14 protein-coding genes are annotated in these 14,994 nt (G+C 34.5%); all 14 read left to right on the top strand.

Annotation, left to right across the window (positions count from 1 at the left end; genetic code table 11):
* Nucleotides 1-2 precede the first annotated feature (2 nt).
* The 14 genes from BN2628_RS14535 (at nt 3) to BN2628_RS14470 (ending at nt 14,989) form a co-directional block, all read left to right on the top strand.
* Nucleotides 3-2,414: a GumC family protein gene (locus tag BN2628_RS14535; RefSeq protein ID WP_055098338.1), complete on the top strand. Its 2,412-nt coding sequence runs from the start codon at nt 3-5 to the stop codon at nt 2,412-2,414.
* Between the two features lie 87 nt (nt 2,415-2,501).
* Entirely contained in the window at nt 2,502-3,749 is a 1,248-nt protein-coding gene (locus BN2628_RS14530) for a nucleotide sugar dehydrogenase (RefSeq protein ID WP_055098334.1), read from the top strand.
* Nucleotides 3,750-3,773: 24 nt separating this feature from the next.
* Complete coding sequence (locus tag BN2628_RS14525; protein WP_154668481.1) at nt 3,774-5,342, top strand: lipopolysaccharide biosynthesis protein; 1,569 nt, start codon at nt 3,774-3,776, stop codon at nt 5,340-5,342.
* Nucleotides 5,318-6,295 (top strand): glycosyltransferase family 2 protein, encoded by a 978-nt coding sequence (locus BN2628_RS14520; protein ID WP_055098328.1) that lies wholly within the window; start codon nt 5,318-5,320, stop codon nt 6,293-6,295. Before BN2628_RS14525 ends, BN2628_RS14520 begins: the two co-directional genes overlap by 25 nt.
* Complete coding sequence (locus BN2628_RS14515) at nt 6,277-7,329, top strand: glycosyltransferase family 2 protein (RefSeq protein ID WP_055098325.1); 1,053 nt, start codon at nt 6,277-6,279, stop codon at nt 7,327-7,329. The genes BN2628_RS14520 and BN2628_RS14515 overlap by 19 nt, the downstream gene beginning before the upstream one ends.
* 9 nt (nt 7,330-7,338) lie before the next feature.
* Nucleotides 7,339-7,941 (top strand): acyltransferase, encoded by a 603-nt coding sequence (locus BN2628_RS14510; protein ID WP_055098323.1) that lies wholly within the window; start codon nt 7,339-7,341, stop codon nt 7,939-7,941.
* Nucleotides 7,926-9,074, top strand: a complete 1,149-nt coding sequence (locus BN2628_RS14505) for a glycosyltransferase family 4 protein (RefSeq protein WP_055098321.1) — start codon at nt 7,926-7,928, stop codon at nt 9,072-9,074. Before BN2628_RS14510 ends, BN2628_RS14505 begins: the two co-directional genes overlap by 16 nt.
* The gene (locus BN2628_RS14500) at nt 9,071-10,336 is read left to right on the top strand and encodes a hypothetical protein (protein WP_055098318.1); all 1,266 of its coding nucleotides are present in this window, start codon (nt 9,071-9,073) and stop codon (nt 10,334-10,336) included. Before BN2628_RS14505 ends, BN2628_RS14500 begins: the two co-directional genes overlap by 4 nt.
* Nucleotides 10,308-11,261 carry a glycosyltransferase gene (locus BN2628_RS14495; protein ID WP_055098317.1) on the top strand — a complete coding sequence of 318 codons (954 nt, stop codon included), beginning with the start codon at nt 10,308-10,310 and terminating at the stop codon, nt 11,259-11,261. Before BN2628_RS14500 ends, BN2628_RS14495 begins: the two co-directional genes overlap by 29 nt.
* A gap of 5 nt (nt 11,262-11,266) precedes the next feature.
* The gene (locus BN2628_RS14490; protein ID WP_055098299.1) at nt 11,267-12,400 is read left to right on the top strand and encodes a glycosyltransferase; all 1,134 of its coding nucleotides are present in this window, start codon (nt 11,267-11,269) and stop codon (nt 12,398-12,400) included.
* Between the two features lie 123 nt (nt 12,401-12,523).
* On the top strand, nt 12,524-12,967 hold the full coding sequence (locus BN2628_RS14485; RefSeq protein WP_055098259.1) for an acyltransferase family protein: 444 nt from the start codon (nt 12,524-12,526) through the stop codon (nt 12,965-12,967).
* A 4-nt stretch (nt 12,968-12,971) separates the two neighbouring features.
* Entirely contained in the window at nt 12,972-13,604 is a 633-nt protein-coding gene (locus tag BN2628_RS14480; protein ID WP_082430184.1) for an acyltransferase family protein, read from the top strand.
* A 15-nt stretch (nt 13,605-13,619) separates the two neighbouring features.
* Complete coding sequence (locus BN2628_RS14475; protein ID WP_055098255.1) at nt 13,620-14,177, top strand: putative colanic acid biosynthesis acetyltransferase; 558 nt, start codon at nt 13,620-13,622, stop codon at nt 14,175-14,177.
* 35 nt (nt 14,178-14,212) lie between these two features.
* Entirely contained in the window at nt 14,213-14,989 is a 777-nt protein-coding gene (locus tag BN2628_RS14470; RefSeq protein WP_055098251.1) for a glycosyltransferase family 2 protein, read from the top strand.
* Nucleotides 14,990-14,994 lie beyond the last annotated feature (5 nt).

Here is a 14,994-nt window from a genome sequence, read left to right as displayed (position 1 = left end):
ACATGTCTGCAACATCAAATAACCCGAAACAAACCGACGATTTCATTAGTATACAAGACTTACTATATCTGTGCCTGTCCAAATGGTATTGGTTTGTTATCTCATTGGCTATAACATTGGCAATTGCCGTTCTGTATATCAAGATGACACCGCCTACCTATGTCAGAACGGCATCCATCCTGATAAAAGAGGATACCAAAGGTGGCTCTTTATCCGGAGATGTAAGCGGGTTGTCCGATATAGGTCTGTTCCAGACTAATACCAATGTCAATAACGAAATTCTCTCTCTCAAGTCTCCGGCTATTATGCTCGATGTGGTAAAGCGATTGCATCTGGACATAAACTATACCATTCCGGGGAGCTTTCACGACAAAGTGATATACGGTACCAACCAGCCGATAACCGTTTCCTTTATCGATTTGCCCGACAACGAAACGGCACAATGCGCTGTATCCCTGCTCACTGATAACCTGATAGAAGTATATGACTTCCAACTGAACGGTGAAATCTGCGAAAATACACAAAAAATAAAAGGCAACTTACAAGATACCCTCTCTACCCCTGTCGGAAAACTCGTAATCACCCCGACAAAATACTATAATGGAAAATCAAATACACCTATCCTGGTCAGCAAATCAAATACATTATCTACAGCCAGCCGGTATGCTCAACATCTGGCCGTCTCTTTAAGCGAAGAAAAAAGCTCGGTGGTCGACCTCTCATTTTCCGATGTATCTACCCAACGTGCCGAAGATGTACTGAATACACTTATCTCCGTTTATAATGAGAACTGGGTCAAAGACAAAAATCAGATAGCCATCAGCACCTCCATGTTTATCAACGACCGTCTGGCAGTTATCGAGCAAGAACTGGGCAATGTCGATGAAGACATTTCATCTTTCAAGAGTAAAAACCTGTTGCCGAATGTCGAAGCGGCATCCAGCATGTATATGCAACAATCGAGCGAGGCAACATCTCAATTGCAAATATTGAACAACCAGTTATATATGGCTCGCTACATCCACAACTATATGACAAGCAACAATGGCAAAAACCAGCTTTTACCCGCCAATTCCGGTATCGAGAGTCCAAGTATAGAAAACCAGATATCCGAATACAATACAGCACAGTTGCAGCGAAACAACTTGGTTGCCAATAGTAGCGAACAAAATCCTCTGGTAATCGACCTCGACCAATCCCTGCAGTCGATGCGCAAAGCCATTATCACCTCTATCGATAATCTTATCGTCACCTTGAATGCCCAGATAAAAAGTGTGCAACAGGAAGAACAACAAACTACCTCTCGTATTGCAGCCAGTCCCTCACAGGCAAAATACCTGTTATCGGTAGAGCGTCAACAAAAGGTTAAAGAAGCCCTCTACCTATTTTTACTGCAAAAGCGGGAAGAAAACGAACTTTCCCAGGCGTTTACAGCATATAATACCCGTATCATCACTCCCCCGTATGGTAAAATGATACCGACTGCCCCGGTCAAAAAGAATATCCTGATGGTAGCCATTGCACTCGGCCTGCTTATCCCCGTTGTCATCATTTTCATTATGGAAAATATGAATACCCGGGTTCGGGGTAAGAAAGATATAGAAAACCTGACTTTACCCTTTGCTGGAGAAATACCCCTCTCCTACCGTAAAAAGAAACGATTACCATTCCGCAAACCACAACCGGAATCATATTCCATTGTAGTCAAGGAAAAGAACCGGAATGTCATCAACGAGGCCTTCCGGGTAGTCCGCACCAATCTGGAATTTATGCAAGGGAAAAATGGTCATTCCCCCATAATTATGGTTACCTCCATGAATCCCGGTAGTGGAAAGACCTTCATCACCATGAATCTGGCTACCAGTCTGGCCATCAAAGGGAAAAAAGTATTGGCTATCGACCTCGATTTACGAAAAGCCTCGTTAAGTACCTATATCCAGTCTCCAGGGAAAGGTGTTACCAACTACCTTATCGGTCAGGTCAATACCTACAATGAAGTCATCGTAAAAGGAAAGACCCATCCCAATCTCGATATCCTGCCTGTAGGAATCATCCCTCCTAACCCGACAGAATTATTATTTGAAAATCATCTTGAGCAGATGCTTTCAGAGTTGAAAAATCAGTACGATTACATATTTATCGATTGTCCTCCGGTAGAAATCGTAGCAGATACCTCTATCATCAATAAATATGCAGACCAAACACTGTTTGTCATCCGGGCAGAACTATTGGAACGGGCTATGTTACCCGAAATAGAAAAATTCTACCAAACTCATAAATACAAAAACATGTTCCTTTTGCTTAACGGCACAACCGATGCCTATACCCGTTACGGGTACCATAAGTATGGTTACAGATACGGATATCATTATGGATATGGTTCCAAATATCATAATAGTTCTGACGAAAAATAAAAAAATACAAAGCAAATATTATACCCCTAATCCATATAGTTTTGATTTAGAATTTAGTCAATTCTAAAAAATAAATAATAATAGTAGATGAAAGATTACAAAATAGCTGTAGCCGGAACAGGTTATGTAGGACTTAGTATAGCTACTCTCCTAAGTCAACATCATCAAGTAACAGCAGTGGATATAATTCCTGAAAAAATAAACTTGATAAATCATCATAAATCACCCATACAAGATGAATATATTGAAAAATATCTGAGAGAGAAGCCATTGAACCTTACTGCTACATTAGACGGAAAAAAGGCTTACAGCGATGCTGATTTCGTAATTATCGCAGCACCGACCAATTACGACCCGGTAAAAAACTATTTTGACACCTCCCATGTAGAAGAAGTTATCAACTTGGTTAAAAGCGTAAATCCCCATGCCATTATGGTTATCAAGAGTACCATTCCGGTAGGTTATACAGAAAGTGTGCGCAAAAAATTAGATACTGAAAATGTAATTTTCTCTCCTGAATTTTTACGGGAAAGTAAAGCTCTATATGACAATCTATATCCAAGCCGTATAATTGTGGGCAGACCGGAAGATAACATTCGTTTAGATGAAGCCGCACATACTTTCGCTTCCTTACTACAAGAAGGTGCGATAAAAGAAAATATTGATACGCTTTTTATGGGCTTAACCGAAGCAGAAGCGGTGAAACTCTTTGCCAATACTTATTTAGCTCTCCGAGTCAGCTATTTCAATGAGCTGGATACTTACGCTGAAATGAAAGGTCTGAATACACAGGATATTATCAATGGAGTAAGTCTCGACCCACGTATTGGTACGCACTATAATAACCCCAGTTTTGGTTATGGAGGTTATTGCCTACCCAAAGATACTAAACAGTTGCTTGCCAACTATGCAGATGTACCGGAAAACTTGATACAAGCCATAGTAGAAAGTAACCGTACCCGTAAGGATTTTATAGCCGACCGTGTATTGAATAAAGCAGGATATTATGATTATTATAACCGAGGAGACTTTAATCCCAAAGAAGAAAAAAAATGTGTTATTGGCGTTTACCGTCTGACTATGAAATCGAACAGTGATAATTTCCGCCAATCCAGTATCCAAGGCGTGATGAAACGCATTAAAGCTAAAGGAGCAGAAGTTATTATCTATGAACCAACTTTAGAGGATGGAAGTACATTCTTCGGTAGTAAAATAGAAAATGATTTGACCATATTCAAGTCGCAAAGTCAAGCCATTATCGCCAACCGTTATGATACCTGCCTAGATGATGTGAAAAAAAAAGTTTATACGAGGGATATATTTCAGAGAGATTAACTCTTGTGTTTAAATTAATCCCTTTTGCAAAGCAGAAATTTTTATGCCATGCCTACGTTGAAACCCAGTATTGCCAAAAATTCCATTATGCTTTACATACGAATGCTGATTACTACAGGTATATCGGTATTTATATCCCGAGCAGTATTGGAGATTTTAGGCATTATAGATTTCGGTATTTATAATGTAGTAGGTGGAATCGTAATCGTATTGGGATTTGTAAATGGGTCTTTAGCTGGAGCTTCAACAAGGTTCCTTACATATGCAATAGGGACAGGGGATACAGAAAAAGAAAAGCATACATTTTCCACGCTGTTGATTATCCACAGAAGCGTAGCTTTGTTTTTGGCAGTCATAGTTGAAATTATTGGAGTATGGTTTCTATTCAATAAAATGAATATTCCGGCAGATCGCATGATTGCAGCATTTTGGGTTTTACAATGCTCTGTACTTACTAGTACTATTTCATTGATAAGTGTACCCTACAATTCGCTTATTATTGCATATGAACGAATGGATGCTTTTGCATATATTTCTGTATTTGAGTCAATAGCCAAACTGGGAATTGTTTACTCGTTACCGCTTTGGGGTAATATTGACAGGTTAATAGTATATGCTATTCTCATGTGTATCATACAAATAGCAGTGCGCATTATTTATGGATGGTTTTGTCATAAAAATTTTTCAGTTACTCATTCTCACTTGGGTTTTGATAAGCATCTAACAAAACAAATGGCGGTTTTTATAGGGTGGAAAATTAATGGAGATCTTGCATTTATTGGTTGTGGGCAAGGTTTGAACATTGTTTTAAATATATTCTTTGGTCCTGTTGTCAATGCTGCTCGAGGCATATCCGTGCAAGTTCAAAATATCACGAATACTTTTATCCAAAGTTATCAGATGGCATTACAACCACAAATAATAAAATCTTATGCGGGTGGTAATCTGTCATATATGGGACGACTGGTAATTATATGTTCTAAATATGGATTTTATCTCATGCTGATGGTCACATTTCCGATATTGAATTATACAGAATCTATATTGAACCTATGGTTAGTACGCATTCCGGAGGATACTGTATTTTTAGTACAGATTATTTTATTGGTATGTTTCATAACTCCATTACGCCAGCCATTGATACAATCCATAAATGCAACCGGAAAAATCAAACGGTTTCAAATAATAGAAGGAACAATTTTACTGATGGCAGTACCTGTAGCCTATATCGGATTGAAATATTTTCATTTTTCCTTGTTTACCGTGATGGCTTCCTATCTGTGTATTGAGTATATTGCTCAAATAGCGCGTATATGGATAGTGTTACCATATATAGAAATGTCATATCGAAAATATTTCAAAGCAATTTTATATCCGATAGGAAAAGTTGTAATTGTTCTTGTCGCTGTCCATTTTTTTATAAGATCATTTTTTTCAAATACTAACTGGGAAATATTCTGTGGATTATGTTTAAGTGAATTGCTATGTATAACCATTTGCTTTTTGATTGGAATAAATTCTACCGAACGTCAACAAATCATATCGTTTATAACTAATAGAATAAAACAATGCAAGAATCGGAATATCCCTTAGTTTCTATATGCATGCCGGTTTATAATGGAGCGAGATTTTTATCATATACCATTGATAATATTTTAGCACAATCATATCGCAATATTGAGCTGATTATTGTAGATGATGGCTCTATCGATGGTTCATATAATATTGCAAGGCAATATATTAATAAATCTAAACGGAGAGGGGGAATAAAAGTGTTTTCTCAATCAAACGAGGGCGCTTTTTCGGCAAGAAATAGAGCGTTAAAAGAATCTATAGGCGAATATATAATGTTTATGGACTGTGATGATCTTATTTCTCATCATAAGATTCAACGACAAATAGAAATATTACAAGAGAACGATCCATACACCATAGTTTCATGCGAATGGGATACATTTTATTCGAATATTCAAGAAGCTACATTTCCCAATAGATGTATTTACAAGAATTATCATAACCCAATAGACATGCTTATAGAGATGTTGAACAAGGGTGAAATGATGCAGACTTCCTGTTGGATGATACCACGAGAATTGATAAAGAGTGCCGGATACTGGGACCGTCGTTTTACAATTAATGACGATGGCGTTTATTTTTCAAAAGTTCTGGCTTCTGCTTCTAAAGTAATATTCTGTTCTGACGCAAGAGTGTATTACCGTAGAGGGCATGCGTCTTTAAGTACCTATGATATTTATAGTGATAAAAAGTTAGAAGCCTTATTAGATTCATATAAAGAACAGGCGAAAATACTTTTAGCAAAGACAAACTTAATAGAGGCTTATAAGGGAATTTCCAGAAACTTCGCATTGGTAATGTGTAAGGCTCGATATAATTCCCCAGTTTATAGGGAAGCAAAAGATGAAATATTAAAATTAGATCTAAAACCAACCCACCCTCATAAAGGTTCAAAGGCCGATAAGATCTGTAATATAATAGGGTTTGAGAATTTTTTAATGTTGCGTAGTCTATGTATGAAAAAGAAATAATACAACCTTTTATTTCAATAGTAATTCCTGTATATAATTCCGAAAAATATATAAGTAAATGCATTGAGAGCGTTCTCAGTCAATCATATTCAAAATGGGAGTTAATATTAGTTAATGATGGTTCAACAGATAACAGTGGAACAATTTGTAATCATTATGCGGAAAAAGATACTAGAATAAAAGTTATACACAAATCTAATGAAGGGGTTGGAAGTGCCCGAAACTCTGGGATAAAGCAAGCCTCTGGAGATTTTATAACTTTTATAGATAGTGATGATTATATTAGTTCCCAATATATTGCAGATTTTGTACGATGCAATCCTCTTGAAAAATCAATAGTGATTAGTGGATTGATAACTCAGACTCCATCCCAAAAATATATATCATTTCAATACGCTGACGAAAGCACATTAAATGGAACAACAGCATATAGGTTAATTATTAAATACGATCTTCTTCGTGACGGAGGGCCTGTAAATAAATTATTTGATTTACAACTTATTAAACATCATAATTTGCAATTTCTCACAAATTTATCATATCATGAAGATCATATATTTGTATACTCTTATTATCTTTTTATCGAAAATATTATTCTTTCAAAATTTTGTGGATATTACTACATGTATTATGGAGAAGATTCAAAAAATTCTCTTTCAAGAATAGGGAAATTAAAAGTACAACCATTATTCGATGCTTCTGATCTTTTCTTATTAATCACGCCTAAAATATTCGTAAAATTTAATATATCAGACAAAAAATACAAAGCAAAAGCTATAACTCGCACAGGATATAGTCAGCGTGTGTTAGCTTTATATAATCTATATTTCCATTCTTATAATTCGATTAATGAATGTAAACAGATTTTAAAAAATGAAAGAACAAAAATTTGCCAAATAAGAAAAGAATATTATCCACTATCAATTAAACGGAAAATTATATTAAATATCTTATCACTTCCAGTATCTGTAAGCCATCCTATACTTTTACTCATGAGATTTTTAGATAAAATACTCAAATTTTCAAATAAATAATTACTTAAAATGGAAACTGTATACGAATCACGAATAAGGTCAAGAAGTTTTATTCATTTCCTCATTGGGCTTATTTTACGCATTCCTCCATTCTTAAAGTTCTCATATTCAAGAATGATCGCCCGAAAAAAAGGAGCAGTCGTTGACAAGTCTGCGACAATACCTGTTTCTGTAGCAAAAAAATTTAACCGTTTTATGAATATTGAAAACAATGTTTCAATTAATTATAATGTAGATTTTACTTCTATGTTATATCCCTTACATATCGGACATCATGTAATAATTGGAAACAATGTGAATTTTATATTAAGCACCCATGATATTGACTCTCCTGAGTGGAAACATATTCAACCTAACAAAGGCTTAGACATAGAGCCTTATGTTTGGATATGTCCGAATGCGATAATACTTCCCCAAGTTAAGCATATTGGCTTTGGTGCTGTTATTGGTGCGGGTAGTGTTGTCACAAAAGATGTTCCTCCTATGACTGTAGTAGGAGGTAATCCTGCAAAAAAACTTCGTAACAGGGAGTGTGTGCATTCCAATATTTGCGTCGAATCTCTTTTAGCTGGAGACTTATTGACTTACATAAAAACATGGATAAAAAAATGAAAATAGCAGTAGTCAGTCCTGGACGTTCCCATCTACTTGATATGGCAATCCAACACAGAAAAAACGGGCATGACGTTATCTTCTATACAATGGTGTCAAAAAAACGTTGTGAACACTTTGGATTTCCTTCAGATAGGGTTGTTTCTTTTTTTTATATATGTGCTCCACTGATGTTTATTTTCCGAAAAATCAAATTGCCTAAAGATGGTAATCGTTATTTATATTATTGGATAGTAAGAATCGTTGATTTTTTATCGGCTTTATGTTTAAAAAAATGTGATATCTTAATAGGTTTGAGCGGTTGTGCATTATTAAGTGCTCAAAAAGCAAAAAATAAATATCATGCACAGTTTTTTTGTGACAGGGGATGCCAACATATTTTATCTCAGAATGACATATTGAGTAAAATACCATCTGCAAAACAAGTGTATAAAAAAGATATAAAGATCGAACTTATTCAATATAAAATAGCAGATTATATAATACTACCGTCTCAACATACAAAAGAAAGTTTTATAGAAAAAGGAGAAAAAAAAGAAAAACTATTTGTAAACCCCTATGGCGTTAATTTAAAAATGTTTTATCCTTTATTTCTTAAATCGGATAGCTACGATATAATATTTGTAGGGAACTGGTCTCTTCAAAAAGGTGTGGATATTTTAGTAGAAGCTTGTCTGAAAAATGGACTGTCGTTATTACATGTGGGCGCAATTATTGATTTTGCATTTCCAAAACAAAGTAAACAATTTTATCATATTGATCCTGTCAATCAACCTGAGTTGGTTTATTTCTATTCGAAAGCAAAAATTCTTTGTTTGCCATCCCGTCAAGATGGATTTGGTTTGGTTTTGTTTCAAGCAATGATTTGTGGATTGCCGTTGGTCTATTCACATTACACAGGTGGCCCTGACTTGAAAAAATTAGTAGATGATCATGAGTTCCTATTTGAAATGCCAGAGTATACCGTAGAATCATTGTCAGAAACCTTGCTTAAAGCCCTAGAAAAGGCTGAACAGCAGCCAAGGGACTATATTCGCAACTATTTGACACCAACTGTATTATCCAATATTTCATGGGAAGCATACGGACAACGATATAATGAATTTTTGCTTAAAATAGCTGCTAAGAAATGAAAAATTGTCTCGTATTATTCTTTATTTACCTCTTTCTGGAAGGCGTACTGAGAAAATGGATTATTCCCGGAGTATCAGGCACTTTGTTGTATTCAATAAAGTATCTATTATTGATTATCATAGCTGTATTTTACTTATTTCAAAGACATAATGGATTACGAAATATCTCAACACCGATAGGTAAAGCGTATATGATATATGGTTTTATGGTTATTTTATCAGCAATATGCATTACATTTTTAATTAATGGTTACATTGTTGGTGGAATTACTATCATACAATATTTGAGTCCTATAGTCCTGATATATGCTTTACCAGTATGGATTAACAACCATCATCAATTAAAACAATTTCTAAAAGGCGGAGCGATAATTGCTTTTATAATTCTAATTCTTGCAACTATTCAATATGCTAGCCCTCCTTACGCATATATCAATAAATATGCAATGGAAATGAAAAATGGAATTGCTATGGTAGGTGGGGCTGTACGTGTATGTAGCGTATTTTCTTATATAACCCCATTGGGAGATTTTTGTATAATAACATTAGTGTTTACCACATTATTACTCTCTCTTAAGTGGAATTTAACCACAAAGTGGATTATAGCAATGCTATTTGTTCTTGCATTGTTAGGAAGTTTTATGACTGGATCACGTAGCGTGGTTATTTTGAGTTGCTTGGTTATTATTGGGACATCTGTTTACGAATGGATTTATAGACGAAACTATAAATTGATTCTCGGAATCATATTAATTTTAAGCTGTCTCTATATATACTATGACATATATGGAATAGCAGCTATAGATAATTTCATATCTCGTGCGACATCAGTATCATATGATATGGATACACGGATAACACGAACTTTTGATATTTCACGAATGTTCGATTATGCAGGGGCTTTCGGTAACGGAGTAGGAATCGCTAACATGTCGGTTCAATCGTTGTTAGTCCAACCATCATTAGTAGATTGGGAAGAAGAAATAGGTCGCATTATGATTGAATTTGGTTTCATTGGATTTTTAATAGTCACAGGTATAAGACTTTATGCATTAGTATATATGTTTAAAATCAGCCGATCCATAGAAAACCCATATTTGGCAGCCCTCTCATGGGCAACAACAATTATTATTCTTCCCATGACTTTTTATGTACAATTATGTCTGTATAATTGGTTCGCTTATATGATATATTTCACTATGATTGGACTAAACATTGCTATAAATCAGATAGATGAACGAGAAAATAGTAGTATTTATTAGAAAAAAACGACCAGAGGCTAACAGTATCGAAGAAATATTTCATTCATTAATCAAATACTTAGGGCATGAAGTTAGATGGATAGAATTACCATATGACGGAGCCAGTATCTCTGCTATTGCCAAAAATATATGGTTTGCCCGAAAACATCGTGGCGACATCAACCATATAACAGGAGAAGTCCATTATATCGCATTAGGAACAGGACGTAGAACGCTGATTACAGTTCACGATGTTCAATCAATTATAAAAGGCGGACGGATTGAAAGGACTATAAAAAAATGGTTGTGGTTCAACCTTCCATTATGTATAGCTCGAAAAATATCAGTAATCAGCTCATTTACAAAAAATGAGCTGATTGAATTATGTCCTTTCACAGAAAAGAAAATATCTGTCGTAAACAACCCCATTAATGATTTACAGATTATATCAGCTGCAACTTTCCATAAAACCGCTTCTGCAAAAAAAACAATCCTCCACGTAGGGACAAAAACAAATAAGAATTTGGAAGGGGTCTTAAAGGCAATCACGAATCTCTCTGTCCGACTTATCATTATTGGACCTATGACCTTGAATCAAGAACAATTGGCAGATTCATTAAACGTAAAGTATGAAAATTATTATAATCTTCCATATTTTAAAGTTTTAGAACTATACAAACAAGCTGATATAATTACCTTCCCGTCTTTTTATGAAGGTTTTGGCATGCCTATCATAGAAGCAAATTTAATTGGAATCCCTATCCTTACAAGTGATATTGAAGTNGTAAATCCCTACTCTATTGACAATATTCGTAACGGGATTATCGAACTGTTAGAAAATAATGAATTAAGAAGAAACTTAATTACACTTGGGAAAAAAAATATTAGGCGCTTTTCCCCTCAAAATATAGCAGAACAATACAAATCACTATACAACCAACTATAAAATATATGAAAGTCATTCATTCTGGAATATTGGATGTAAAATATGGAGGGCCAGCTCTTAGTACTTATCTCACCATTAAAGGGTTAGAACAAAACAATGTAAATGCATCGTTATTAATGGCTCCATTGGATAATGAAAAACAACTACTTGCTAACGATATAAACATCTATTATACAAGGCATATCTTAAATAATCGTACTGGATATATTCCAAATATCAAAAAAGTTTTAAAAAGGCTGAATACTGATTTATTTCATGTTCAAGGATTATGGCTTTATTTAAGCCATGCTACAGCATGTTATGCCCGAAAATGTAAAATTCCTTATGTTATTACGCTTCGGGGTATGCTGTATCCCCAAGCCTTGGCTGTCTCACCAATGATAAAAAAATTCTCTCTTGCTCTTTATCAACGAAACGATCTACAACAAGCTGCCTGTATACAAGCAACTTGTATAGAAGAAATGTATCACTATCGTGCATTAGGTTTTTCTAATCCAGTTGCGGTAATTCCTAACCCAATCGACTTATCAGATTTAATTGACCGAGAGATTCCTCATAAACCTGTTTTCAAAATCGGCTATTTAGGTCGAGTACATCCTCGAAAACGTATAGAAAGGCTTATTTATGCCATGGATACATTACACCATAATTTTGATGATATAGAACTCGTAATTATTGGTTCCGGAGACAAATACTACGAGGAATTTTTACACAAGGAAGTTAAAAAATTAAACCTTCGTAACGTCAAATTTACAGGATTTCTTACTGGGATAGAAAAAGACAAAGCGATAACAGATCTATCTGTATTAGCTGTTCCAAGCGATTTCGAAAACTTTGGAAATATTGTTACTGAAGCATTGGTACGCGGTGTTCCAGTAATTGCATCTAAAGGAACACCCTGGGAGGAATTGAATTTTCATAATTGCGGTTGGTGGATTAATAATGATCAAGAAACAATAACACAAACTATACTGAAAGCGTATAACATAGGAGAAAACATGCGTATCAAAATGGGGATGAATGGAAAATCGCTAATACGTAATAATTATTCAACCGATGTGCTTGGTTTAAAAATGAAATTGCTTTACGAATGGATTCTAGGCCAAACGTCTAAACCCGATTTTGTATATGAAGTTTAATTATAGCTAATATGCCCATTTTTAGAAAAGATATCACATTCTTAGATATTCTTTTTTCACATACTCATATAAAAGATTTTTTATAAAAAAAATAATTTATTTAAAATATTAATTAAATATAAAATGGAAGTTCCAATAAAAAATAAACGAATAGAATACCTAGATGCAATGAGAGGTTTTACAATGATCCTTGTTGTTTATGCTCACGTACTATTATTCAGCTTTGGTTTTAATTCTGACAGTCATGCATCATTCAACCAATTCTTTATGCTTATGCGAATGCCTCTTTTCTTTTTCATTAGTGGGTTTATCTTTTATAAAGATATAAACTGGACACTACCTATTATCCGCCAATTTATATTAAAAAAATCACAAGTACAGCTACTCTCGACACTAATAGTTTACACCATATTTATATTTGTATTTCAAAAAGATTTTTGGGAAGGAATAATGACTCAAACAAAATATGGCTATTGGTTTACTATAACCCTTTTTGAGTTCTTTCTTTTAATACTTATTCCACTATTACTCATTAAATTAACAAAAATTAAGGGGGGGGGGGAGTGATGTTATTCTCATAATTTTTACGATAGGAATTTTTTTGTTGTCACTTCAGCCCATCAACACAAAGTTAAATCTTAATATCAAAATAATAGACATTCTCGGATTATTGAATTGGAAGTATTTTATTTATTTTACATTTGGTATACTTGTAAAAAAACATTTCACCTTATTCCAACAATTAATTGATCATAAGACAATTTATATGGTAATAATGGTAGCTTTATTTGTAATTTCATATATTTGTTTATTACGTATGAGTTACAGTGAAAACATTTGGGATAAACGAATTGATTTTATGCTAAGAATTATTGTCGCCATATTAGCTATAATAGTAACTTTTGCTATTTTTCGTCATTATCAAAACCTTTTTTCTAAACAGAAAAAAATTGGTCGTATCTTACAATTTATCGGTACTCATACTCTTGATATTTATCTACTTCATTATATCTTGATCCCTCAGAACCTAATAATGATTGGCCGTTTTTTCCAAACAAATGTAAATCCACTTATTGAATTTACAATAACTGTTATTTTAGCGTTATTGATAATCGCAGCTTGTTTGACAATAAGTACGATAATACGTACAAGTCCAATATTATCAACCCTTGTATTTGGTATAAAACCCAAATCAAAGAATTAATTAATAAAAAATACAGTGATAAAAACAGATTTATCTCGCTATGATAATTCATGGTATAAAACAGGCGGGAGCAATACAAAACGAATTTTATGGTATTTCGTCAATATACTATTTATTGTCAATCCATTCAATCCATCTTCCAAAATTAAAGTAGTTCTACTACGTTTTTTTGGTGCAAAAATAGGCCGAGGTGTTGTAATAAAACCTTCAGTCAATATCAAATATCCTTGGAATCTGTCGATAGGAGATTATACTTGGATTGGTGAAAATGTATGGATAGATAATCTATCACAAGTTACCATCGGTTCAAATGTCTGTATTAGTCAAGGAGCAATGTTATTGTGTGGAAATCATAATTACAAACGTCCGACGTTTGACCTTATAGTAAAACCGATTACAATAGAAGATGGTGCATGGGTCGGTGCTCAATCCACCGTCTGTCCCGGAGTAACGATGCATTCGCACAGTGTTCTCGCTGTTGGTTCCATCGCATCTAAAGACCTCGTCCCCTTTTCCATTTATCGTGGAAATCCTGCAATCAAAGTTGCTAATAGGATAATCTCTGAATCATAACGAAGTCAATTTTCGAAATTTTCCATCTCAATTTTATGAAAATATCAATTATCACTGCTACTTGGAATAGCGGTACAACTATACGCCATACAATGGAAAGTGTTCTATCTCAGTCATATTCCGATATAGAACATATTATCATAGATGGCTGCTCGTCAGATAATACAATGGAAATTATACATGAGTTAGAGCCTAAATACCAGGGACGATTGCACTATATCAGCGAAAAAGACCGGGGATTGTATGATGCTATGAATAAAGGAATTGCCATGGCGACAGGGGATATAGTGGGAATACTTAACAGTGATGATTTTTATACCAATAGTGATGTCCTTACGAATGTAGCTTCCTCATTAAAAAATAATGACATAGATGCCGTATATGGTGATATACATTACGTTAACGACGATAATTTGAAAAAATGTGTCCGTTATTACTCTTCCAAAGCATTCAAACGTTGGCAAATGAGATTGGGGCTTATGCCCGCTCATCCGTCATTTTACTGCCGCAAAAAATTATACGAAAAATACGGAGGTTTTGATTTGTCATACAAAGTTGCCGCAGACTTTGAATGCTTGCTACGGTTGATATTCGTCCATAAGATACGGACACAATACATCCCAATGGATTTTGTAACCATGCGTACCGGTGGCGCGTCAACGAATGGATTAGCCAGCCATAAACAAATACTAAAGGACCATCTAAAGGCGTACAAAAAAAATGGTGTGTACTCTAATATCTTTTTTGAAAGCTTACGCTATGCTTATAAGGTATTGGATGTCACCGGTCAAAAAATTTTTAAATCAAAATAAATCAA

This window comes from Gabonia massiliensis (assembly GCF_001403595.1).
Taxonomy (GTDB): Bacteria; Bacteroidota; Bacteroidia; order Bacteroidales; family Coprobacteraceae; genus Coprobacter; species Coprobacter secundus.
This window is presented reverse-complemented; position numbering and strand designations above follow the sequence as displayed.